We start from the raw sequence: 23372 nt of genomic DNA, 5'->3' as shown, positions 1-23372 counted from the left end.
CTCAGGACCGGCCGTCGTCCTCTCCGCCCCGGCGCCGCAGCCGGCCCCGGGCCCGGCGTACCGGTCCGGTGACCGCCCCGGTCACCCCGGCGACCCGGCGGCGCAGGGCGAGCCGGGCCCCCAGTGCCGCGTCGGAGATCCGCCACCAGAGCTGGGCCGAGGACGGGGGCAGCAGCACGGCCCTGGTCCGGACGGCCCGGCCGGCGCCGGCCTTCAGGCCCTCCCGGGCGGTCCGGACGTCCGCCGCGACCTGGTCCGACAGCTGGGCGGAGCGGGCGTAGAGGACCCGCTCGGTGGCCAGCGCCAGCCGCCCGGCGGCGGCCGCCGCCTCGGTGTCGAGCTCGGCGGTCTCCGCGATCCGGCGGGCTGCGGCGCGCGGGGTGCGCGACTCGTCCGGTGCGATGCCGGCGTCCCAGGCCGAGTCGATCAGCTCGTCCCAGGCGGCCAGTACCTGGGCGTCGGTGAGCTCCGTCGGGCCGTCCCCGCCGGGCCGGCGCCGCCCGCCCGCGCCCAGGCGGCGGCGGCGCAGCCGTGTCCGCCAGATCATCGGCGTGAGCAGCAGGGCGACGACCAGCAGTGCCACGGCGACGGCGACCAGCACCTGCCAGGACGGCATCCAGGACTCCTGCCGCGCCGCGCCGGCGGTCTTCTGCTCGTCCCCGCACTCGCCCATCCGGCGCAGCTTGGGGTCGCAGCTGCTGCCCGCCGAGGGCAACGTGACCGGCCCGGTGGCCTGCGCGGTGAGGGTCGGCTGCGGGACCGGGGCGGTGGTGGGCTCGACGACCGGTGAGGTGTAGCGGGGCTGCACGCCGAGGCCCTTGGTCGGCTCGAAGCGCATCCAGCCGTAGCCCTCGAAGTACAGCTCCGGCCAGGCGTGGTACATCCGGCCGGTCACCGAGTACGAGTTGCCGGCCTTCGCGTTCCCGGGCATGAAGCCGACCGCGACCCGGGCCGGGATCTGCAGGGTGCGGGCCATCGCCGCCATGGAGGAGGCGAAGTGGACGCAGAACCCACGCTTGTCGCGCAGGAAGGCCTCGATCGCGGTGCTGCCGCTGCCGCTGTCCTTGATGGCGGTGGTGTACTCGAATTCCGGGCCGGTGAACCAGTTCTGCAGGGCGATCGCCTTGTCGTACGGCGTCTTCGCGTTCCGGGTCAGCTCCACCGCCTGCAGTTTGACGCTCGTCGGCAGGTTCGCGGGCACCGGGGTGTACTGGTCCATGATCTTGGACGGCGCGGGCGGGGCCTTGCGCAGCTCGTCCGCCGTGGGCTTCACGTCCAGCGCGACGACCTTGTAGTTCAGGCCCTTGAGCGCCCGGTCCCGGTTCGGCACGACGGTGCCGGTGAGGGTGTCGACCCGCCAGTCCGAGCGGTTCGGGACGGTGACCGCGGACGCCGGGTAGGGCATCGGCAGCCAGCCCTCCTCCAGCCGGTTGCCGATCCTGAACTCGCCGGTCACCGTGGGCGCCTTGAGGTCCCGCAGGCCCTCCGGCTGCGGGAAGGTGCCCGGGAGCTCGGAGACCGCCGGCTTGCTGAGCGTCCAGGCGGTGCCGTCGAACTTGTCGAGCGAGCCGGTGCGCAGGTACGCGGTGTCGGCGAAGACGCTGTCCATCGCGTACGTGAACAGCTCGTCGTTGCTGGGGTTGGTCAGGTGCGAGGCCATGCTGACCAGCGGGTCGAGACTGCTGACGCCGCCGGAGCCCGAACCCGGGCCGCCGGAGCCGCCCGAGCCGCCGGCGTGGATCAGGCCGCCGTCCCACTGGGGGAGGAGAGGGGGGACCAGCAGGGCTAGCGCGAGGGCGAGCACGCCGACCCGCTGGCCGCTCAGGCTGAGCGACCCGGAGCCCTCGGTGCCGCGCGGCGTCCCGCGGAAGACCCGGCCCCAGCGGGAGACCCGGTCCTGGCCCTCGGCGAAGAGCAGCACCAGGTAGCCGGCGGCCGCGAGGCCGAACCAGACCCAGCTGCCGCGGTCGCCGGCCAGCCCGTTGCCGACCGAGTAGAGCGCCAGCAGCGGCAGTCCGGCCAGGGCCGAGCGCCGGTAGGTCACCGCGACGGTGTCCACCAGGACGGCGATCAGCCCGATGGAGCCGACCAGGATGAGGCGCAGGCCCGCGCTGGGCGGGGCCGGGATGGCGTACTGCTGGATGTCGTCCAGGCCGTGGGCGAAGACCCGGCCGAGCGCGGACACCGAGTGGGTGCCGGGCACCAGGCCGCCCCACGTGGCGGCGGAGCCCGCGAAGCCGATCAGCAGCATCAGGAACAGGGCGACCAGCTGCCCGAGCGGCACCGTCCAGCGGTAGAGGGGCGTGCGGCGCAGGCCCGCACCGGCCGCCGAGACCACGGCGATCACCAGGTAGGCGTGGGGGATCCAGCCCTTCGTGGTGAGCAGCGGGGTCAGGCAGAGCGCGGCCAGGGCGGTGGCCAGCGCCGAGTACACGGTCAGTTTGGCCCGGGTGGTCACGCGCCGGCCTCTTCTCGGTAGGGGGAGGGCGACTCGGCCCGGTCGACGGCCTGCCACAGCTCGGGGACGGAGTCCCCGGCGCGGACCGGCAGGACGGTCCAGCCGGCCTCGCGCAGCTGCCGGACCCTGGCCTGGAACTCCTCCCCGCCGGTGTCGGGGGCGACCATCCGCAGGCCGGCCCAGGTACCGGTGTCGAGCAGGAAGGCCACCGCGCCGCCGGTGCGGGTGCGCAGCCGCGCCAAGCGGGCGGTCTGCTCCTCGTCCAGGTCGCCGAGGACGGCGACCAGCAGGCCCTCGCCGGAGGCCCGCAGCGGGTCCTCGGCCCGGGAGAGCCCGGCGCCGTCGGAGAGGTCGACCACGGCGAGCGCGTCCAGGATCAGCCCGGAGGCGTCGGCCGCGCTGTTGCCGTCGCCGGCCTCGGGGCCGGGGACGCAGTGGCCGAGGTCGGTGAGCAGCCGGGTCTGGTAGCCGCGCTGCAGCAGGTGGACGGCGACCGAAGCGGCGCAGCCGACCGCCCACTCGAAGGAGGATGCCGGGCCGCTGCCCCGGTGGCCGATCTCGCGGGTGTCCAGCAGGACGGCGGCCCGCGCCTTCTGCGGCTGTTCCTCGCGGCGGACCATCAGCTCGCCGTAGCGCGCGGTGGACTTCCAGTGCACCCGGCGCAGGTCGTCGCCGGGACGGTACTCGCGCAGGATGACGTCGTCGTCGCCGGCCAGAGCCAGGGTGCGGGCCCGGCTCTCGCCCTGGCCGATCCACTCGCCGCTGAGCCGGACGTGCGGCAGCTGCTGCACCTGCGGCACCACGGTGAGCACGTCGGAGGCGGAGAAGGAACGGCTCAGCTCGCACATCCCGAACGGGTCGGCGAGGCGCAGCTGCAGGGGGCCGAGCGGGTAGCGGCCGCGCAGGTCGGAGCGGACCCGGTAGGAGACCTCGTGGTGCCCGCGCGGCTCGACCCGGTCCAGCACGAAGCGCGGGCGCGGCCCGAGCACGTACGGGACCTTGTCCTCCAGCAGCAGCAGGCCGGTGGGCACCCGGGAGACGTTGTCGATCCGCAGGTGGACCCGGGCCTCCTGGCCGGCGACGGCCCGGTGCGGGCTGAGCCGGCGGCCGCTGGCCACCCGGTACCGGGTGCCGGCCAGCAGCAGGGCGGCGGCCAGCGGGAGGGCGGCGAGCAGGACGCCGACGTGCAGCAGCGCGCTCTGGTCGAGCAGGTAGGAGCAGGCCACCGCGGTGAGTCCGGCGGCGAGGAAGGACCGGCCCCGGGTGGTGAGGCCGCGCAGGCCGGCGCGCAGGCCCGACGATTCGTCGGACGGTGACACCTCAGCCCCTCCGGACGGCCGGGCCGCCCTGCGGGCGCGGCAGCGGCATCCGGGCGACCAGCTCGGCCACGATCTGCTCGGCGGTGCGGCGGCTGAGGTGGCTCTCCGCGGTCGGCATCAGGCGGTGGGCGAGGACCGGGACGGCCAGGCGCTGGATGTCGTCCGGGGTGACGTAGTCGCGGCCGTCGAGGGCGGCGGCGGCGCGGGCGGCGCGCACCAGGTGCAGGGTGGCGCGCGGCGAGGCGCCCAGGCGCAGCTCGTGGCTGCTGCGGGTGGCGCCGACCAGGTCGACGGCGTAGCGGCGGACCGGGTCGGCGATGTGCACGGTGCGCACCAGGTCGATCAGCTTGAGGATGTCCGCGGCGTGCGCGACCGGCTGCAGGTCGTCCAGCGGGCTGGCGCCGCCGTGCACGTCGAGCATGGCCAGCTCGGCCTCGGGGCTGGGGTAGCCCATCGAGATCCGGGCCATGAAGCGGTCCCGCTGGGCCTCGGGGAGGGCGTAGGTGCCCTCCATCTCGACCGGGTTCTGGGTGGCCACGACCATGAACGGCGAGGGCAGCTCGTAGCTGGTGCCGTCGATGGTGACCTGGCGCTCCTCCATCGACTCCAGCAGCGCGGACTGGGTCTTCGGCGAGGCGCGGTTGATCTCGTCGCCGACCACGATCTGGGCGAAGATCGCACCCGGGCGGAACTCGAAGTCCCGCTGGTGCTGGTCGTAGATGTTGGTCCCGGTGACGTCCGAGGGCAGCAGGTCGGGGGTGAACTGGATGCGCCGCACGGTGCAGTCGACGGACCGGGCGAGCGCCTTGGCCAGCATGGTCTTGCCGACGCCGGGCACGTCCTCCAGCAGCAGGTGGCCCTCGGCGAGCAGGACGGTGAGCGCGATCCGGACGGCCTCCGACTTGCCCTCGATCACGCTCTCGATGTTCTGCCGCACCCGGTCCACGACGGCGGCGAGCTCGGGCAGGCCGACCGGGTGGTACCCGGGTGCCCGCTGGTCGGCCCCCGCACGACCTTCGAGACCGGCCTGATCGTTGTAGCTCGTCACCCGTACGCTCCCTGGCACCTTCGCCCGCCTCCCCGAGGCCGGGCCCCCACCCCATGCTTGACGCGACCCTTCGAGGAGCGGTTCCGCGGGGGAGACCGGCGCCGGGGAGGGCCTGCGGCCTGGCCGCCCCAGGTGGTTCGAGGTCAGACCGGCAGGCGCATTCTCCCCCGCGCGGTGGCCAGAAGTCACCCTCTTGCCCGGAAGCACCGGGGATGCGCTCCGGCGGGCGGGAGGCGGTGCGCGGTCGCGCCGCGGCGGGGCCCGGAGGGCGCCGGCAGGGCCGGGAGGGGCGGAGCCGGGAGGATCAGGAGATCTCGCGCAGCAACCCGGTGTGGACGTCGAAGACGAAGCCGCGCACGTCGTCGGTGTGCAGCAGGAACGGCGAGGTGCGCACCCGCTGCATGGACTGCCGGACGTCGCCGTCGAGGTCGACGAAGGACTCGACCGCCCACTGCGGGCGCTGGCCGACCTCCAGCTCCAGCTCGCGCCGGAAGTCCTCGGTGAGGCCGAGCAGGCCGCAGCCGGTGTGGTGGATCAGCGCGATCGAGCGGGTGCCGAGGGCGCGCTGGCTGATGGTGAGGGACCGGATGGTGTCGTCGGTGACGACGCCGCCGGCGTTGCGGATGACGTGCGCGTCGCCCAGCTCCAGGCCGAGGGCGGCGAACAGGTCGAGTCGGGCGTCCATGCAGGCGACCACGGCGATCCGCTGGACGGGACGGGCGTCCATCCCGCCGTCGCGGAAGGTCACCGCGTACTCGCGGTTGGCCGCCACGAAGCGGTCGATGATGGCGGGTGCGGTATCGGCAGCGGCGGACGGCGTGGGCCGGTCGGGGGTCACTGTCATGCTGGAGACGTTAGTGCGATTCACCGCCGCGCGGTGGGGTCGGGGCATACAGACCGGGCGGCTGTGACCGAGCGCATATCCACAAAACGGCACCGTCGCGGGCGTTCCGTGCCGATCCGCCCACCGGGGTGCGGGCGGCCGGGCCCGCCGGGGGCGCGCACCCCCGCGCCCGGCCGCCGGGCCGGCCGGTGGACGCCTGTCGGGGCCCCCGCGACCTGCGGTGATCCGTACCGCCGCCCGGGTGGTGCGCCGGAGCGGGCCATTGACTGCCGGGGGCCTCGCGATAGAGTTGCGGCGCAGTGGAGCACACCCGTCGGGGCCCGTCAACCGGGTCTTTCCGGCCGGTGCGGCGGCCGACGCGGCCCGTGGCCTCCACCCGCTCCGTGCCACCTGGCGCACCTTCCCCGGTGCCGGGCGGTCACGACCTTCCCCCTGAGCGGGCGGGGACCACGGGCCGCGTCCCGGCCCCGCGGGCTCCCCCCGTGCGCCGGTCCCGGCCCGCGGTGGGCCAAAATGGTCGGAGCTCCCGGACGTCGGGCTGCTCCGCACCGAGGAAGGGCGCCACCGCGCATGACCACCAACGATCCGGCTCCCAAGCACGTCCCGGTGATGCTGCAGCGGTGCATGGACGCGCTGGCCCCGGCGATCTCCCGGCCCGGTGCCGTGGTGGTGGACGCCACCCTCGGCCTCGGCGGGCACAGCGAGGCCCTGCTGACCCAGTTCCCGGACGTCCGGCTGATCGCGGTGGACCGCGACCCGGCGGCGCTGAAGCTCGCCGGCGAGCGGCTGGCCCGTTTCGGTGACCGGGCCACCCTGGTGCACGCCGTCTACGACGAGATCCCCGAGGTGCTGGAGCGCCTGGGCATCGACCGGATCGACGGCGTCCTGTTCGACCTCGGCGTCTCCTCGATGCAGCTGGACGAGGCCGAGCGCGGCTTCGCGTACTCCCAGGACGCGCCGCTGGACATGCGGATGGACCAGACCCGCGGCATCAGCGCGGCCGAGGTGCTGAACACCTACAGCCACGGCGAGCTGGCCCGGATCCTCAAGTTCTACGGCGAGGAGCGGTTCGCCGGGAAGATCGCCTCGGTGATCGTGCGCGAGCGGGAGAAGGAACCGTTCACCACCAGCGCGCGTCTGGTCGAGTTGGTCCGCAACGCCATCCCGGCCGCCACCCGCCGCACCGGCGGCAACCCGGCCAAGCGCACCTTCCAGGCGCTTCGGATCGAGGTCAACGGGGAGCTGGAGGTGCTGGACCGGGCGATCCCGGGTGCACTGGACGTGCTGGCGCTGGGCGGGCGGATCGTCGTGATGTCCTACCAGTCGCTGGAGGACCGCCTGGTCAAGCAGTACTTCGCGGCCGGCGCGACCAGCACCGCCCCGCCCGGGCTGCCGTTCGTCCCGGAGGAGCACCAGCCCTGGCTGAAGCTGATCACCCGCGGTGCCGAGCTGGCCACCGAGGCGGAGATCGAGGAGAACCGGCGTGCCGCGCCCGTGCGGCTGCGGGTGGCGGAGAGGATCAGGGACCGGAGCACCCGGGGCTGACCGGGCCGGGGTGGTGGGAAGGGCGGAGGAGACAGCGTGGTGGCCGGAGGCGGGGCGGGGAGTGCGGTACTCCCCGGGCAGGGCGGCAGGGCGCGGATCACGGTCCGCCCCGGGCGGCGGCCGGTGCGGGGGCGGACGCCGTTCGCGGTGCTGGTGGTGGTCCTGCTGGCGGCCGGGCTGCTCGGCCTGCTCGCGCTGAACACCGCGCTCAACGAGGGGTCCTTCGAGCTCTCCCGGCTGCAGCGGCAGACCACCGTGCTCACCGACGAGCAGCAGGGCCTGCAGCACCAGATCGACCAGAACTCCGCGCCGGACGCGCTCGCGCGCCGGGCCGCCGAGCTGGGCATGGTCCCGGCCGGCGGGATGGCCTTCCTGGACGTCCCGAACGGCGGCAAGGTGCTGGGCTCGCCCGGCGCCGCCCAGGACAACCAGCCGGTGAAGCGCTCCACCGCCGAGCCGTGGCCGGGCAGGCCGCAGCCTTCGCCGAGTGCCCAGCCGGGCGGCGCCGCGCCCACCGCGCCGGCGTCCGGCGGCGACACCACCGTGCGGGTCAACCCGGCGCCGCCGGCCGCGCCCGCCCCGGGCGGGGGTGCGGGCCGATGAGCGACTGGAAGCCCTCCGGCGGAGCGGGCGGCACCGGTCGGCCCCGGCCGACGGCCAAGGGCGCCGCGGCCCGCCAGACGCCCCGTGGCCAGACCCCGCGCGGCCAGGTACCGCGTGCCCAGGGCGGCCGCCCCCAGCCCGCCAAGGCGCAGCCGGCCAAGCCCCAGCCCGCTGCCCGGCCGAAGCAGCCGCCGAAGGCGCAGCCTGCGAAGCCCCAGCCCGCGAAGGCCCAGTCCGCGAAGCCCAAGCCGCAGCCGGCGCGGTCGCAGCAGCCCGCAGCCGCGGCCGCCAAGCCCGGGACGCCCCGCGGCCGGGACCCGAAGGCCGGCGCCCCGCGGACCCCGCAGCAGCGCCGCCCCGACGCCCGTGCGGCCGCCCGTGGCCAGGGGCCTGGCCGGCCGCGCCCGAAGTCCCGCCCGCCGCAGCCCCGGTCGATCAGGCTCGCCGACCAGCGCCGCCGGCTCCGGGTGGTCACGGTGGCGCTCTCCCTGGTGTTCTCGGTCTTCGCCGGCCGCCTGGTCCAGCTCCAGCTGGTGGACTCCGACGCGCTGGCCGCCGACGCCAACACCAACCGCTACCTGGACATCCCGATCACCGCCGAGCGCGGCTCGATAACGTCCGCCGACGGCGTGGCCCTGGCCACCACCGTCGACGCGTACGACATCACCGCCGACCCGGCCATGTTCACCCCGGAGGCCGCCGGCATCCCGGACGCCCCCGAGCAGGCGGCCGCGCTGCTGGCGCCGATCCTCGGCCTGCCCAAGGAGAGGATCGCCGCCGATCTGCACACCCCCAGGACCCGCTACAAGCGCCTGGCCGCCCAGCAGACCCCGGACGTCAAGAACCAGATCAGCGACCTCAAGTCGACCCTGGAGAAGCAGGCGGGATCGCGGTCCTGCGCGGCCCAGAAGCGGCTGCTGAACAAGCCCGCCGAGGACGGCGGGCGGACCAGGCTGGACAACGAGTGCGTCAACCCGCTGGCCGGGGTCTTCAACCGCGACACCCAGAAGCGCGTCTACCCCTCGGACGGCCTGGCCGCCAACCTGGTCGGCTTCGTCAACGCCGAGGGCGAGGGCGCCGGAGGCCTGGAGCAGCAGTACCAGAAGCAGCTGGCCGGCAAGGAGGGCCACAGCAGCTACGCCCAGGCCGGCGGCCGGCTGGTGCCCACCGCCGGGGGCTCGCTCGACCCGGCCGTGCCCGGCACCGACCTGCGGCTGACCATCAACCGGGACATCCAGTGGGCCGCCCAGCGCGCCATCACCGACCAGGTCGCCAACGCCGGGGCGGAGAAGGGCTACGTCATCGTCCAGGACGTGAAGACCGGCCAGGTGCTCGCGATGGCCACCTCGCCCGGCTTCAACCCCAACAGCCTGGGCAGCGCCAAGGCCAACCAGCTGGGCAACGCGGCGCTGCAGGACGCCTACGAGCCCGGCAGCACCGCCAAGCTGATGACCATGGCCGCGGTGCTGGACACCGGCAAGGCGAGCTGGGACACCAAGGTCACCGTCCCCTACCCGCTGGTCCGCGGTGACACGGCGTTCAAGGACGACGAGGTGCACGACACCTGGTACCTGACCCTGGCCGGGGTGCTCGCCAAGTCGTCCAACATCGGTACCATCGAGGCCGCCCAGACCCTGGGCGCCACCCAGCCCGAGGCCAACAGGGTGCTCTACGACTACCTGCGGAAGTTCGGCATCGGCCAGCAGACCGGCCTGGGCTTCCCCGGGGAGACGGCCGGCATCCTGGACAAGCCGGAGGACTGGAAGGCGTCGAAGCAGTACACCATCCCGTTCGGCCAGGGCCTGTCGGTCAACGCGCTCCAGGCGACCTCGGTGTACTCCACCATCGCCAACGGCGGGGTGCGGGTCGCCCCCAGCGTCGTCCAGGGCACGACCGCACCGGACGGCCGGTACACGCCGGCCCCGGCGGGGGCGGAGTCCCGGGTGGTCTCCGAGCAGACCGCCAGGACGCTCACCGAGATGCTGGAGTCCGTCGTCACCGACGAGCAGGGCACCGGCGGCCGGGCGGCCATCCCCGGCTACCGGGTGGCGGGCAAGACCGGTACTGCCAACCGGGTGGACCCGAAGACCGGCGGCTACCGCGGGTACACCGCCTCGTTCATCGGCTTCGCCCCGGCCGACCAGCCCCGGGTCACCGTCTCCTGCGTGATCCAGGACCCGGTCAACGGCCACTTCGGCGGCCAGCTCTGCGGGCCGGTGTTCAAGCAGGTGATGGAGTTCACCCTGAAGACCCTGCAGGTGCCGCCGAGCGGGAGCGAGGCGCCCAACCTGCCCGTCGAGTGGAAGCCGTGATCGACCATGGACAACGAGCGGGCCGGGTGGGACGACGCCACGGCGGCGGCCCGGTTTGGCAAGGGACGCCCTTCGGCGGATAGCCTTCCCGCCGTGCCGAAACCCGATCAAATCACCGTGAGCCCGCCCCGCCCCACCGGGGCCGCGGCCCAGCCGCTCGCCGAGCTGGCCCGACTGCTCGGCCTCGCGCCCGTCGAGGGGGGCCCGGTCACCGGCGTCACCCACGACTCCCGAGCGGTCCGTCCGGGCGACGTGTACGTGGCCTTCCCGGGCGCCAACCACCACGGCGCGGCCTTCGCGGCCCAGGCCGCGGCGGCCGGCGCGGTCGCGCTGCTCACCGACCGGGCCGGCGCCGAGCTGGCGGCCGGCACCGGACTGCCGATGCTGGTCGTCGACCGGCCCCGGGCCCGGATGGGCGAGCTGGCCGCCGCCGTCTACGGCCGGCCCTCCGAGCGGCTGCTGATGATCGGGCTGACCGGCACCAACGGCAAGACCACCACCTCCTACCTGGTCGAGGGCGGTCTGCGCGGCGCCGGCCGCAGCCCCGGGGTGATCGGCACCGTCGAGATGCGGGTCGGCGAGGAGCGGATCAAGAGCGAGCGGACCACCCCCGAGGCCACCGACCTGCACGCGATCCTCGCCGTGATGGGCGAGCGCGGCGCGGACGCGGTGACCATGGAGGTCTCCAGCCACGCGCTGGTCTTCGGCCGCACCGACGGCGTGGTCTACGACGTCGCGCTGTTCAACAACCTCACCCCCGAGCACCTCGACTTCCACCCGGACATGGAGGACTACTTCCAGGCGAAGGCCCGGCTCTTCCAGCCCGGAAAGTCCCGCCTCGGGGTGGCCAACCTGGACGACGCCTACGGGCGCCGGCTGGTCGCCGAGGCGAAGATCCCGGTCACCTCCTTCTCCGCCACCGGCGCACCGGAGGCCGACTGGCGGGCGGTGGACGTCCAGCTCGGACCGGTCGGCTCGACCTTCCGGGTGCTCGGCCCGGACGGCGCCGAGGCCGACGCCGCGGTGCCGCTGCCCGGTCCGTTCAACGTCGCCAACGCGCTGGCCGCGATCACCGTCCTGGTCACCGCCGGACTGCCGCTGGAGCAGGCCGTGGCCGGGGTCGCCGCGGTGCCCGGGGTGCCCGGCCGCCTGGAGCGGGTGGACGCCGGGCAGCCCTACGTCGCGGTGGTCGACTACGCCCACAAGCCGGACGCCCTGCAGGCCGTCCTCGACTCGCTGCGCGAGGTCACCAAGGGCCGGCTGCACGTGGTGGTCGGCTGCGGCGGCGACCGCGACCCGCACAAGCGCGCCCCGATGGGCGCCATCGCCGCCCGGCTCGCCGACACGGCCCTGCTGACCAGCGACAACCCGCGCAGCGAGGACCCCCTGGCGATCCTCGCCACCATGCTGACCGGCGCCGCCTCGGTGCCCGAGACCGAGCGCGGCGCCGTCCTGGTCGTTCCCGACCGCGCCGAGGCGATCCACCTCGCGGTGGCCCGCGCCCAGGCCGGGGACACCGTGCTGGTGGCCGGCAAGGGCCATGAACTTGGCCAGTACGTCCGAGACGAGATCCGCCCCTTCGACGACCGGGAGGTGCTGCGCGAGGCCGTCGCGCGGACCACGGCCGCCCGGGGCGCCGGAGTAGTGGAGCAGCCGTGATCGCACTGACCCTCGCCGAGGTGGCCGCAGCAGTCGGGGGCACCCTGGACGGCGCCGACCCCGCCACCCTCGTCACCGGCCCGGTCGAGGTCGACTCCCGCAAGATGCGCCCGGGGGGCCTCTTCGTGGCCTTCGCCGGGGAGCGCGTGGACGGCCACGACTACGCCGATCGGGCCGTCGCGGCCGGCGCCGTCGCCGTCCTGGCCTCCCGCCCCGTCGGCGTGCCCGCCGTCCTGGTGGACAGCGTCGTGGACGCGCTCGGCAAGCTGGCCCGCGCCGTGGTGGCCCGCGCCGAGGGCACCGCCGTGGTGGCGCTGACCGGCTCGGCCGGCAAGACCAGCACCAAGGACCTGATCGCCCAGCTGCTCCAGCGCCACGGCGAGACCGTCTACCCGCCGGGATCGCTCAACAACGAGATCGGCCACCCGATGACCGCGCTGCGGGTCGAGGAGGGCACCCGGCACCTGGTGATGGAGATGGGCGCCCGGCACAAGGGCGACATCGAGTACCTCACCTCGATCACCCCGCCCCGCATCGGCCTGGTGCTGAACGTCGGCACCGCGCACGTCGGCGAGTTCGGCTCCAAGGAGGCGATCGCCGAGGCCAAGGGCGAGCTGGTGGAGGCGCTGCCCGCGGAGGGCACGGCGATCCTCAACGCGGACGACCCGCTGGTGCGGGCGATGGCGGCCCGGACCAAGGCCAGGGTGGTGTACTTCGGCGAGTCCCGGGAGGCGGACGTCCGGGCACAGGATGTTCGCCTGGACTCCACCGGACGGCCATCGTTCACGTTGACCACCCCCACCGGTTCCGCGGCCGTGCAGCTGCGCCTGTACGGTGAGCACCACGTCTCGAACGCCCTCGCCGCCGCCGCGGTGGCGGTGGAGCTCGGGATGTCCGTCGACGACACCGCCGAAGCACTGAGCGAGGCGGGTGCGCTGTCCCGCTGGCGCATGGAGGTCGTCGACCGGGCCGATGGTGTCACCGTCGTCAACGACGCCTACAACGCGAACCCCGACTCGATGCGGGCCGCGCTGCGGGCGCTGGTCTCGATGGCGGGACGCGGCCCGGAGCGCCGCCGCACCTGGGCGGTGCTCGGCGAGATGCGGGAGCTCGGCGAGGAGAGCCTGGCCGAGCACGACGCCATCGGGCGGCTCGCGGTACGGCTGGACGTCACCAAGCTGGTGGCGGTCGGCGGGCGCGAGGCGGCCTGCATGGAACTGGGCGCGAGGAACGAAGGTTCGTGGGGTGAGGAGTCGGTGCTGGTGTCCGACGCGGACGCGGCGGTCGAGCTGCTGCGCAGTCAGCTGCGGCCGGGGGATGTGGTCCTGGTGAAGGCGTCCCGTTCGGTGGGGCTGGAGAAGGTGGCCGAGGCGCTGCTCGCGGACGGTGCTGCGTAAATGAAGCAGATCCTGTTCTCCGGCATGATCGGCCTGGTCCTCTCACTGCTGGGCACCCCCGCCCTGATCAAGCTGCTCGCCCGGCACGGCTACGGCCAGTACATCCGCGACGACGGCCCGAAGGCGCACCACAGCAAGAAGGGCACGCCCACCATGGGCGGCATCGCCTTCATCCTGGCGACGCTGATCGCCTACTTCGCCACCAAGGCGATAACGGGCGAGTCCCCGACCGTCTCGGGGCTGCTGGTGCTCTTCCTGACGGCCGGTCTGGGCCTGGTCGGCTTCCTGGACGACTACATCAAGGTGGTCAAGCGCCGCTCGCTGGGCCTGCGGGCCAAGGCGAAGCTGCTCGGCCAGTCCTTCGTCGGCCTCGCCTTCGCCGTGCTGGCACTGCAGTTCAGCGACGACCGGGGGCTCACCCCGGCCTCCCAGCACCTGTCCTTCGTCCGGGACTTCGGCTGGTCGATCGGCCCGGTGCTGTTCGTGATCTTCGCCTACTTCATGATCGCCGCGATGTCGAACGGTGTGAACCTGACGGACGGTCTGGACGGCCTGGCCACCGGTGCCTCGGTGATGGTCTTCGGCGCCTACACCTTCATCGGCCTCTGGGAGTACACCCAGAGCTGTGCGTACGCCATCACCGCCACCGCCAACTGCTACGACGTCCGCGACCCGCTGGACCTCGCGGTCGTCGCCTCCGCCCTGATGGGCTCCTGCTTCGGCTTCCTGTGGTGGAACACCTCGCCCGCCAAGATCTTCATGGGTGACACCGGCTCGCTCGCCCTCGGCGGCGCCCTGGCCGGTCTGGCGATCTGCTCCCGCACCGAGCTGCTGGTCGCCGTGCTCGGCGGCCTCTTCGTGATCATCACCCTGTCGGTGATCATCCAGGTCGGCTCCTTCCGGATGACCGGGAAGCGCGTCTTCAAGATGGCGCCCCTGCAGCACCACTTCGAACTCAAGGGCTGGACCGAGGTCCTGATCGTGGTCCGGTTCTGGATCATCCAGGGCCTCTGCGTCGCCGTCGGCCTCGGCCTCTTCTACGCGGGATGGGTGACCGGATGACCAACCTCCAGCCGGCCGGGCCGGAGTGGACCGGACTGCCGGTCACCGTCGCCGGCCTCGGCGTCTCGGGCATCAGCGCGGCCCGCGTGCTGCACGGCCTCGGCGCCAGGGTCACCGTCGTGGACGGCGGCTCCGGCGAGGGCCTGAAGGCCCGCGCGGCCGAGCTGGAGGCCCGGGGCGTCACCGTCCGCCTGGGCGACGGGGCGACCCTGCCCGAGGGCACCCGCCTGGTCGTCACCTCGCCCGGCTGGCCGCCGAGCAGCGCGCTGTTCGCCGCGGCCGACCGGGCCGGCGTCGAGGTCTGGGGCGACGTCGAGCTCGCCTGGCGGCTGCGCAGGCCGCTGCCGTCCACCGGCGAGCCGGCCCCCTGGCTGGCCGTCACCGGCACCAACGGCAAGACCACCACCGTCCAGATGCTCGCCTCGATCCTCACCGCCGCCGGCAAGCGCACCGCCGCCGTCGGCAACGTCGGGGTCTCGGTGCTGGACGCCGTGCTCGCCGAGGAGCCGTACGACGTGCTCGCGGTCGAGCTCTCCAGCTACCAGCTGCACTGGGCGCCCTCGCTGCGCCCGTACTCGGCGGCCGTGCTCAACCTGGCGCCCGACCACCTGGACTGGCACGGCTCGATGGAGGCGTACGCCGCCGACAAGGGCCGGATCTACGAGGGCAACGTCGTCGCCTGCGTGTACAACCTGGCCGACCCGGCCACCGAGGCGCTGGTCCGCGAGGCCGACGTCGAGGAGGGCTGCCGGGCGATCGGTTTCGGCCTCGGCGCGCCCGCCCCGTCGAACTTCGGCGTGGTGGACGGCCTGCTGGTGGACCGGGCCTTCGTGCCGGACCGGACCAAGAGCGCCGCCGAGCTGGGTTCGGTGTCGGACGTCAACCCGCCGGCGCCGCACAACATCGCCAACGCGCTCGCCGCCGCAGCGCTGGCCCGGTCCTACGGCGTCGACGTCAAGGCCGTCCGCGACGGCCTGCGGGCCTTCCGCCCGGACGCGCACCGGATCGCCGAGGTCGGCGTGGTCGGCGGCGTGACCTACGTCGACGACTCCAAGGCCACCAACACCCATGCGGCGGCCGCCTCGCTGGCCGCCTACCGTCCCATCGTCTGGATCGCCGGCGGCCTGGCCAAGGGAGCGGCCTTCGACGACCTGGTCCAGGGCGCGGCCGAGCGGCTGCGCGCCGCCGTGCTGATCGGCGAGGACCGCGCGCTGATCCGGGAGGCCCTGGCGCGACACGCGCCGGATGTCCCGGTCATCGAGGCGGCCGAGGGCCAGACTGGCGCGGTGGCGATGGCCGAGGTGGTCCGGACGGCCGCATCGCTCGCCCGGTCGGGTGACACCGTGCTGCTGGCCCCGGCCTGCGCCTCGATGGACATGTTCACCAACTACGGCGAGCGCGGCGACCTCTTCGCGGCGGCGGTCCGGGAGCTGGCGGACACGCCATAGCGGGAACGGCGAGCGGGCCGCGGAGACGAGGGAGCGCAGGAGTGGTGGCGGGGCAGGGCGGGGTGGGCGGTTCCGGTGCGCCGGAAAAGGGCGCTGCCGATCCCTGGCGGGTGATCTCGGCCACCACGACCGCCTACAAGTCGGCCGGCCCGCTGGCCCGCCTGCAGGCCTTCCGGGCCCGCCTGCGGTACACCCTGGACCGGCCGCTCACGCCCTACCTGCTGATCATCGGCTCGACCCTGCTGCTGGTCGTCCTGGGCCTGATGATGGTCTTCTCGGCCTCGCAGATCCTGGCCCTGGGCCAGCACCGCTCGGCGCAGTACTACTTCCTGAAGCAGCTGGTCGCGGTGGTGCTCGGCCTGGTGCTGCTGATCGGCTTCGCGTCCGTGCCGGTCGCGGTGCTGCGGGTGATCGTCTACCCGGTGATGTTCGGGGTGATCGGCGCGCTCACGTTGGTCGCGATCCCCGGCGTCGGGGTCGAGGTCAACGGGAACCGGAACTGGCTGGATCTCGGCCTGATGCAGTTCCAGCCGTCCGAGTTCGCCAAACTCGCCCTGGTGCTCTGGGGCGCCGACCTGCTCGCCCGCAAACAGCGCAACGGCACCCTCGACCAGTGGAAGCACCTGCTGGTCCCGCTGGTGCCGGGCGCGCTGCTGCTGCTGGCGATGATCATGCTCGGCGGTGACATGGGCACCTCGATGATCCTGGTGGCCATGCTCTTCGGCCTGCTCTGGATGGTCGGCGCGCCGCTGCGGCTGTTCGTGGCGACCCTCGGCGTGGCGGTCGTCGTCTGCACCGCCCTGGTGGTCACCGTCCCGCACCGGGCGGAGCGGCTCTCCTGCATCGGCGTCACCAAGCTCGACCCGGCCGGCGCCTGCTTCCAGGCGCTGCACGGCGTCTACTCGTTCGGCCTCGGCGGCCTGTTCGGCTCCGGCCTCGGCGCCGGGGTCGAGAAGTGGGGCCAGCTCCCGGAGGCGCACACCGACTTCATCTTCGCCGCGACCGGCGAGGAACTCGGCCTGGTGGGGACGCTGTCGGTGATCGGTCTCTTCGCGGCACTAGGCTACGCGGGTATCCGTGTGGCCATCGGTACGAAGGACCCCTTCGTCAGGTACGCCGCGGGAGCCGCCACCACCTGGATCATGGCGCAGGCCGTGATCAACCTGGGGTCGGCGCTGGGACTGCTGCCCATCGCGGGCGTCCCGCTCCCGCTGTTCTCCTACGGCGGTTCCGCCATGCTGTCGGCCATGTCCGCGATCGGGGTGCTGCTCTGCCTGGCACGCAGCAGCTCGGGCGCGAAGGCGGCCCTGGCCGCCCGGAGCAAGAACTCCCGGATCAGGAGACGACTGGCCCGGGTGCTGCCACGACGACGAACCACAGCGCGCCCGGCCCCCGGGCCGGCACGCAGGGAGCGGTGAATTTCGGTGCATGTCGTACTCGCCGGCGGGGGGACCGCCGGTCACATCGAGCCGGCCATGGCCCTCGCGGACGCACTCCGCAGGCACGACCCGTCCGTCGGGATCACTGCCCTCGGTACCGAGCGCGGCCTGGAGACCCGGCTGGTGCCCGAGCGCGGCTACCAGCTCGAGCTCATCCCGGCCGTCCCGCTGCCCCGCAAGCCCACCCCCGAGCTGATCACCGTCCCGGGCCGGCTGCGCGGTACCGTCCGGGCCGCCCAGGAGATCATCGAGCGGGTCAACGCGGACGTCGTGGTCGGCTTCGGCGGCTACGTCGCGATGCCGGCCTACCTGGCCGCCAAGCGGGCCGGTGTGCCGATCGTGGTGCACGAGGCCAACGCCCGGCCCGGCCTGGCCAACAAGATCGGCGCCCGGTACAGCGACTTCGTCGCGGTCTCCACGCCGGACAGCAAGCTGCGCGACTCCCGGTACATCGGCATCCCGCTGCGCCGCACGATCGCCACGCTGGACCGCAACGCGGCCCGCCCCGAGGCCCGGCAGTACTTCGGCCTCGACCAGCGGCTGCCCACCCTGCTGGTCTCCGGCGGCTCCCAGGGTGCCCGCCGGCTGAACGAGACCGTCACCGCGATCGCGCCGCGGCTGCAGCAGTACGGCGTGCAGATCCTGCACGCGGTCGGTCCCAAGAACGAGCTGCCGCAGGTGGACGACGTCCCCGGGATGCCGCCGTACCGCCCGGTGCCGTACGTGGACCGGATGGACCTCGCCTACGCCGCGGCCGACCTGATGCTGTGCCGGGCCGGCGCCATGACGGTGGCCGAGCTGGCGGCGGTCGGCCTGCCCGCCGCGTTCGTCCCGCTGCCGATCGGCAACGGAGAGCAGCGGCTGAACGCCCAGCCGATGGTCAAGGCCGGCGGCGGGCTGCTGGTCGACGACGCGGAGCTCACCCCGGACTGGGTGCTGCAGAACGTGCTGCCGGTGCTGACCGACCCGCAGCGGCTCTGGGACATGAGCCGGGCGGCGGCCGAGTTCGGCCGCCGGGACGCCGACGAGCTGCTGGTCGGCATGGTCTACGAGGCGATCGACGCCGCCCGGGGCGGCCGCCGCCGTGGCTGACGGCCGGCTCGCCGACCCGCCCCCGGCCGCCGGCCGGGGGTACCCGCGGGACGAGGTGGAGTTCGGGGACGAGGAGTACGCTCCCCGGCTCCGGCTCTCCCGGCGGGGCGTCGCGGTGCTGGGCGTGCTCGGCGCCGCGGTGGTCGGCGTGCTGGCCTGGCTGGTGTTCCTCTCCCCGGCCCTGGACGTGCGCAGCGTCGCGGTCCAGGGCGTGACCGACGACAGGCTGACGGCCGACCAGGTCCGCGCGGCCATCGGCGAGCTGGGCGGTGGCCCGCTGGCCCGGGTGGACCTGGACGACGTGAAGAAGCGGGTGGAGGCGATCCCGCGGGTGGCCGGCGCCGAGGTCTGGCGGGGGTGGCCGCACACCCTGCGGGTGAAGCTCACCCAGCGGACCGCGGTCGCCGCCGTGAAGGGCGAGGACGGCCGCTTCACCCAGGTCGACGCCGCCGGGGTGAGCTTCGCCACCGAGGCGGCGGCCCCGGCAGGCGTCCCGGTGGTCGAGCTCCGCTTGAGCCAGCAGGCCGCCGACGCGGAGCCGGTGCTCGGTCGGCCCCGACTGGTCCAGGCCGCCGTGGCGGTCGCCGCCGGGCTTCCGGCCGAGATCCGGCAACGGGCCGGGGCGGTGCTGGTGCACTCGTACGACGACATCCAGTTGCAGCTCGGTGGGGGTACCACGGTCCGCTGGGGGAGTGCGGAGCAAATCGATCGAAAAGCCCGGGTCCTGGTGGCACTGATGCATCAGAAGGGTACGAACTTCGACGTGAGTGCGCCCGAGGCGCCGGCGGTGTCCGGATGATCCGGTAGGTTCTGTGATCGAGGGAGGGGTTGACGGCTTTCGACGTCGGCCCGAACCTTGGTGGTCACCCCGGTTTCATCGGCCGGTCGATGATCACATAGGCTCAAAAGAAAAAGGGAAGCTCGGCGTGTTCGTTGAAACGCGTGCCAGCGGCCACCTAGTGTCCTGTGTCACCAGACTGTGTCCCCTGGTGATGTGACGGGGGCACAGGACTAACCCTAAAGGTCAAGTTTAGGGTTGGGGTCGGCGGTCGGCATTTCGGACATTCAGTCAGAAACCAGGCTCCCTACCCATCGACATCCGTCGGTACGACGCCCCACCGGGCGTCGGGCCGACCCGGAAATTCGAGGCGAGAGGCCTTCGACGTGGCAGCACCGCAGAACTACCTCGCAGTCATCAAGGTCGTCGGTATCGGCGGCGGTGGTGTCAACGCCATCAACCGGATGATCGAGGTCGGTCTCAAGGGCGTCGAGTTCATCGCGATCAACACCGATGCGCAGGCCCTCCTGATGAGCGACGCCGACGTCAAGCTCGATGTGGGCCGTGAACTCACCCGGGGCCTCGGCGCCGGCGCCAACCCCGAGGTCGGCCGGAAGGCCGCCGAGGACCACCGCGAGGAGATCGAGGAAGTCCTCAAGGGGGCCGACATGGTCTTCGTCACCGCCGGCGAGGGCGGCGGCACCGGCACGGGCGGCGCGCCGGTGGTGGCCAACATCGCCCGCTCGCTCGGCGCGCTGACCATCGGCGTGGTCACCCGCCCCTTCACGTTCGAGGGCCGGCGCCGCGCCAACCAGGCCGAGGACGGCATCGCGAGCCTGCGCGAGGAGGTCGACACCCTCATCGTGATCCCCAACGACCGGCTGCTGTCCATCTCGGACCGCCAGGTCAGCGTGCTGGACGCGTTCCGCTCCGCCGACCAGGTGCTGCTCTCCGGCGTCCAGGGCATCACCGACCTGATCACCACCCCGGGTCTGATCAACCTCGACTTCGCCGACGTCAAGTCCGTCATGTCGGACGCCGGTTCGGCGCTCATGGGCATCGGCTCCGCCCGCGGCGAGGACCGCGCCAAGGCGGCCGCCGTGATGGCGATCTCCTCGCCGCTGCTGGAGGCCTCGATCGACGGCGCCCGCGGCGTGCTGCTCTCCATCTCCGGCGGCTCCGACCTCGGCCTGTTCGAGATCAACGAGTCCGCCCAGCTGGTCAGCGAGGCCGCGCACCCCGAGGCCAACATCATCTTCGGTGCGGTCATCGACGACGCGCTCGGCGACGAGGTCCGGGTCACCGTGATCGCGGCCGGGTTCGACGGCGGCCAGCCGCCCGCCATCGTCCGCGACCCGGTCGTCAAGGCCGGCCAGCAGGCCCCGGCCGCCACCGCGCCGGCCGCCGCGCCGGAGCGCCCGGCGAACCGCCCGGCGTACGGGGGCATCGGCTCGGTGACCGCCCGCCAGGAGGCGGAGGCCCCGGCGCCGTCACGCCCGGCGGAGGCCCCGGCCACCGCGACCGCCGCCCCGGTGCCGCCGCAGGTGCAGCCGGCCCGCCAGCCGTTCGTGGAGAGCCCCGCCGAGGAGCTCGACGTCCCGGACTTCCTTAAGTGATCGATCGCACGGACCGCAACGGTGCTCACTTCGCCTTCACCACCCGGTGGGGCGGGGTGAGCACTTCGCCGTACGGGGAGCTGAACCTCGGCGGTGCGGTGGGGGACGATCCGGCCGCCGTCCGGGAGAACCGGGCGATCGCGGCCCGCTCGCTGGGGCTGGATCCGGCGGACGTGGTCTGGATGAACCAGGTGCACGGTGCGGACGTCGCCGTGGTGACGGAGCGCCAGCCGGTGGGTGAGGCCCCGGTGGTGGACGCGGTGGTCACCGACCGCCCGCTGGCGCTGGCGGTGCTCACCGCCGACTGCACCCCGGTGCTGCTGGCCGACCCGGTGGCGGGCGTGGTGGGCGCGGCCCACGCGGGCCGGCCCGGGCTGGCGGCCGGCGTGGTCCCGGCGGTGGTCCGGGCGATGCGGGAGCTGGGTGCCGAGCCCGGGCGGATCACCGCCGCGGTCGGCCCCGCGGTCTGCGGCCGCTGCTACGAGGTCCCGGACGCGCTGCGCGCCGAGGTGGCCGCGGTGGTCCCGGCGGCGTACGCGCAGACGTCCTGGGGCACCCCGGCGCTGGACGTGCCGGCGGGAGTGGCGGCCCAGCTCGCCGCTGCGGGGGTCACCGATTCGGTGCGATCATCGGTCTGCACCCTCGAATCCGCCGATCACTACTCCTATCGCCGTGAGCAGCGCACGGGCCGGCTCGCGAGCTACGTCTGGTTGGGCTCTGAACTCTGATGACGAACGACATCTACGGACCGTTCCCGGGCAGCCGGGAATTCCTCGCCGGCCTGACGGAGGGGCAGCGGGCCCGGTACGAGGAACTCGGCACCAACCTGGAGGTCGTCGAGCGGCGGATCGCGGACGCCTGCGCCGCTGCCGGGCGGGCGCGCGACGAGGTGAAGCTGGTCGTGGTCACCAAGACCTACCCGGCGGAGGACACCGCGCTGCTGGCCGCGCTGGGCGTCACCGACGTCGCGGAGAACCGCGACCAGGACGCCGCTCCCAAGGCGGAGCTGTGCAGAAACCTTCCGCTGGACTGGCACTTCGTCGGCCAGCTGCAGACCAACAAGGTCCGCTCGGTGGTCCGGTACGCGAACCACGTGCACTCGGTCGACCGGCTGCGGTTGGTGGAGTCGCTGTCCGCGGCGGTGCTCAAGTCGGACCGGCCGGAGCTGGGCTGCCTGGTGCAGGTCGCGCTGGACAAGGACGTGGCGGCCGGCGGCACGGCCGGGCAGGGCGGGGTCGAGCACCGCGCCGGGGTCGCCCCGGCCGACGTCGCCGCGCTGGCGGACGCGATCGCCGAGGCGCCGGGGCTCCGGCTGGACGGGGTGATGACGGTCGCTCCGCTCGTGGGCCCGCTCGCCGGTGACCCGGCCCGCGCCTTCGCGGTGCTGGCGGAAATCGCAACCGCCGTACGGACGGCCCATCCGGCTGCCACCATGGTTTCCGCGGGAATGAGCGGCGACCTGGAGCAGGCCGTTGCCGCCGGGGCGACACACGTGCGCGTCGGAACGGCGGTACTCGGAGTGCGGTCACCCCTCAGGTAACGTCACCGGGTAGTAGATCAGACTGCAGGACAAAATAGGACAGAAACTAGCAGCTTTCCAGAGCGCTAGCCAACCGTGGATCGCAGCTCCGCGGCCCCCTCCCCACGACTTCTGACCGGCCGTCGGCCCGGCGGGTCGTCGCGGGCGGAACCGTGGAATCCGCAGCGGGGCCGTGGGGCCCGGCCGCCGGGACGGTCCACCACAAGCGGAGGAGACAGGAGCATGGCCGGCGCAATGCGCAAGATGGCGGTCTACCTCGGCCTCGTGGAGGACGAGACGTACGACGGCCAGGGGTACGACCCCGACGACGACTACGACGCGGACCCCGAGCCGATCCGCGCCGGGCGGACCGAGGACATCCCCCGGCCGGCCGCTCCGGCACCCGCCCCGGTCTCCTCGATCACGCCGCAGCCGGTGCCGGCCGCGGTCCCGATCCGGCAGGAGGCCCCGAGGATGGCCCCAGTGTCGTCCATCACACCCGAACGCCGCCACAACCTGGAGAAGAGCGCCCCGGTGATCATGCCCAAGGTAGTGAACGAACGAGAGCCCTACCGCATCACCACGCTGCACCCCCGGACCTACAACGAGGCCCGTACCATCGGGGAACAGTTCCGCGGCGGGACTCCGGTGATCATGAATCTGACCGAGATGGACGACACCGACGCCAAGCGCCTCGTAGACTTCGCCGCTGGACTCGTCTTCGGTCTGCACGGCAGTATCGAGCGCGTGACACAGAAGGTGTTCCTGCTGTCGCCTGCTAACGTCGATGTCACGGCGGAGGACAAGGCTCGGATCGCCGAGGGTGGGTTCTTCAACCAGAGCTGACCCGGCCACGACTTTACGTGTGGATCTGATCGACAGCGAGTTAGCGACAGGCGGCACGGCCCGAGGGCCGAGAACCGGGGAGAGGGAAGCGCGATGGGGATCGTGTGGGCGGTGCTCTATTACGCACTGACCGTCTTCCTGGTGTTCCTGCTTGCGCGGCTGGTGATGGACTGGGTGTTCCAGTTCGCGCGTTCGTGGCGGCCCGGCAAGGCCATGGTCCTGGTCCTGGAGGCCACGTACACTGTCACGGATCCGCCGCTCAAGCTTCTTCGGCGGTTCATCCCGCCGTTGCGTCTCGGGGGCGTGGCGCTCGACCTGTCCTTCTTCGTACTGATGATCATTGTGTATGTCCTGATCTCGCTTGTGCGGCCCTAGTCGTAGGTGAGC

19 protein-coding genes are annotated in these 23372 nt (G+C 73.4%); 15 read left to right on the top strand and 4 right to left on the bottom strand.

Features of this window, described 5'->3' with window-relative positions:
- Nucleotide 1: 1 nt before the first annotated feature.
- From MCM47_RS02145 to MCM47_RS02130, 4 genes are all read right to left on the bottom strand, one after another.
- Nucleotides 2–2458 (bottom strand): DUF3488 and transglutaminase-like domain-containing protein, encoded by a 2457-nt coding sequence (locus MCM47_RS02145; protein WP_238740360.1) that lies wholly within the window; start codon nt 2456–2458, stop codon nt 2–4.
- Nucleotides 2455–3777 (bottom strand): DUF58 domain-containing protein, encoded by a 1323-nt coding sequence (locus MCM47_RS02140; RefSeq protein WP_238740358.1) that lies wholly within the window; start codon nt 3775–3777, stop codon nt 2455–2457. The genes MCM47_RS02145 and MCM47_RS02140 overlap by 4 nt, the downstream gene beginning before the upstream one ends.
- A 1-nt stretch (nt 3778) precedes the next feature.
- Nucleotides 3779–4825: an AAA family ATPase gene (locus MCM47_RS02135; protein ID WP_374209049.1), complete on the bottom strand. Its 1047-nt coding sequence runs from the start codon at nt 4823–4825 to the stop codon at nt 3779–3781.
- A gap of 304 nt (nt 4826–5129) precedes the next feature.
- Complete coding sequence (locus MCM47_RS02130; protein WP_238740356.1) at nt 5130–5669, bottom strand: carbonic anhydrase; 540 nt, start codon at nt 5667–5669, stop codon at nt 5130–5132.
- A 570-nt stretch (nt 5670–6239) separates the two neighbouring features.
- Between MCM47_RS02130 and rsmH the strand changes: the two genes are divergently transcribed.
- From rsmH to MCM47_RS02055, 15 genes are all read left to right on the top strand, one after another.
- Nucleotides 6240–7214 carry a 16S rRNA (cytosine(1402)-N(4))-methyltransferase RsmH gene (gene rsmH / locus MCM47_RS02125; protein ID WP_238740354.1) on the top strand — a complete coding sequence of 325 codons (975 nt, stop codon included), beginning with the start codon at nt 6240–6242 and terminating at the stop codon, nt 7212–7214.
- A gap of 36 nt (nt 7215–7250) precedes the next feature.
- Nucleotides 7251–7817, top strand: a complete 567-nt coding sequence (locus tag MCM47_RS02120) for a cell division protein FtsL (protein ID WP_374209048.1) — start codon at nt 7251–7253, stop codon at nt 7815–7817.
- Complete coding sequence (locus MCM47_RS02115; protein WP_238740352.1) at nt 7814–10129, top strand: penicillin-binding protein 2; 2316 nt, start codon at nt 7814–7816, stop codon at nt 10127–10129. The genes MCM47_RS02120 and MCM47_RS02115 overlap by 4 nt, the downstream gene beginning before the upstream one ends.
- 93 nt (nt 10130–10222) lie before the next feature.
- Entirely contained in the window at nt 10223–11788 is a 1566-nt protein-coding gene (locus MCM47_RS02110; RefSeq protein WP_238740350.1) for a UDP-N-acetylmuramoyl-L-alanyl-D-glutamate--2,6-diaminopimelate ligase, read from the top strand.
- Nucleotides 11785–13185: a UDP-N-acetylmuramoyl-tripeptide--D-alanyl-D-alanine ligase gene (gene murF / locus MCM47_RS02105; protein ID WP_238740348.1), complete on the top strand. Its 1401-nt coding sequence runs from the start codon at nt 11785–11787 to the stop codon at nt 13183–13185. Before MCM47_RS02110 ends, murF begins: the two co-directional genes overlap by 4 nt.
- Complete coding sequence (gene mraY, locus MCM47_RS02100; RefSeq protein ID WP_238740346.1) at nt 13186–14247, top strand: phospho-N-acetylmuramoyl-pentapeptide-transferase; 1062 nt, start codon at nt 13186–13188, stop codon at nt 14245–14247.
- On the top strand, nt 14244–15695 hold the full coding sequence (murD, locus tag MCM47_RS02095) for a UDP-N-acetylmuramoyl-L-alanine--D-glutamate ligase (protein ID WP_238740344.1): 1452 nt from the start codon (nt 14244–14246) through the stop codon (nt 15693–15695). The genes mraY and murD overlap by 4 nt, the downstream gene beginning before the upstream one ends.
- A gap of 110 nt (nt 15696–15805) precedes the next feature.
- Nucleotides 15806–17113, top strand: coding sequence for a putative lipid II flippase FtsW (ftsW, locus tag MCM47_RS02090; RefSeq protein ID WP_374209047.1), 1308 nt, complete (start codon nt 15806–15808; stop codon nt 17111–17113).
- Nucleotides 17114–17119: 6 nt separating this feature from the next.
- Nucleotides 17120–18226: an undecaprenyldiphospho-muramoylpentapeptide beta-N-acetylglucosaminyltransferase gene (gene murG / locus MCM47_RS02085; RefSeq protein ID WP_238740342.1), complete on the top strand. Its 1107-nt coding sequence runs from the start codon at nt 17120–17122 to the stop codon at nt 18224–18226.
- Nucleotides 18219–19025, top strand: a complete 807-nt coding sequence (locus MCM47_RS02080; protein ID WP_238740340.1) for an FtsQ-type POTRA domain-containing protein — start codon at nt 18219–18221, stop codon at nt 19023–19025. The genes murG and MCM47_RS02080 overlap by 8 nt, the downstream gene beginning before the upstream one ends.
- 365 nt (nt 19026–19390) lie before the next feature.
- Nucleotides 19391–20620, top strand: coding sequence for a cell division protein FtsZ (gene ftsZ / locus MCM47_RS02075; RefSeq protein ID WP_238740338.1), 1230 nt, complete (start codon nt 19391–19393; stop codon nt 20618–20620).
- The gene (gene pgeF, locus MCM47_RS02070; protein WP_238740336.1) at nt 20617–21348 is read left to right on the top strand and encodes a peptidoglycan editing factor PgeF; all 732 of its coding nucleotides are present in this window, start codon (nt 20617–20619) and stop codon (nt 21346–21348) included. The genes ftsZ and pgeF overlap by 4 nt, the downstream gene beginning before the upstream one ends.
- Entirely contained in the window at nt 21348–22160 is an 813-nt protein-coding gene (locus tag MCM47_RS02065; RefSeq protein ID WP_238740334.1) for a YggS family pyridoxal phosphate-dependent enzyme, read from the top strand. The genes pgeF and MCM47_RS02065 overlap by 1 nt, the downstream gene beginning before the upstream one ends.
- Before the next feature lie 222 nt (nt 22161–22382).
- Nucleotides 22383–22985 (top strand): cell division protein SepF, encoded by a 603-nt coding sequence (locus MCM47_RS02060; RefSeq protein ID WP_238740332.1) that lies wholly within the window; start codon nt 22383–22385, stop codon nt 22983–22985.
- Between the two features lie 93 nt (nt 22986–23078).
- Nucleotides 23079–23360, top strand: a complete 282-nt coding sequence (locus MCM47_RS02055) for a YggT family protein (RefSeq protein WP_238740330.1) — start codon at nt 23079–23081, stop codon at nt 23358–23360.
- Nucleotides 23361–23372: the final 12 nt, after the last annotated feature.

This window comes from Kitasatospora sp. A2-31, from assembly GCF_022288725.1.
Lineage (GTDB): Bacteria > Actinomycetota > Actinomycetes > Streptomycetales > Streptomycetaceae > Kitasatospora.
The sequence above is the reverse complement of the archived record's forward strand: the minus strand, read 5'-3'. Positions and strand labels throughout refer to the sequence as shown.